Here is a 239-nt window from a genome sequence, read left to right as displayed (position 1 = left end):
GGAAGGCACCGTCTTCGCCACCCTCAAGACCTTCGGCGTGGTGCTGGTGATGGCCATCGTCATGCACTGGCTCTGACTCTCCGTGCTCTTCATCGGCACCGGGCTGGCGCTGGGCCGCTCCCCCGCCATGCTCATCAAGAACATGCTGCCCGCCTACTTCACCGCGCTCGGCACCATGTCCAGCGCCGCCACCATCCCGGTGGCCCTGCAGGCCAGCAAGAACAACGGCGTGAGCGACA

1 protein-coding gene is annotated in these 239 nt (G+C 66.1%); it reads left to right on the top strand.

Annotated features, from left to right (window positions below; translation table 11 throughout):
* Positions 1 to 82: 82 nt before the first annotated feature.
* Positions 83 to 239, top strand: a 157-nt coding sequence (locus B4920_RS31210) for a cation:dicarboxylase symporter family transporter (protein ID WP_216820135.1), incomplete at its 3' end; no start/stop codon positions are given.

Source organism: Zoogloea sp. LCSB751 (assembly GCF_002028455.1).
Classification (GTDB): domain Bacteria; phylum Pseudomonadota; class Gammaproteobacteria; order Burkholderiales; family Rhodocyclaceae; genus Zoogloea.
This window is presented reverse-complemented; position numbering and strand designations above follow the sequence as displayed.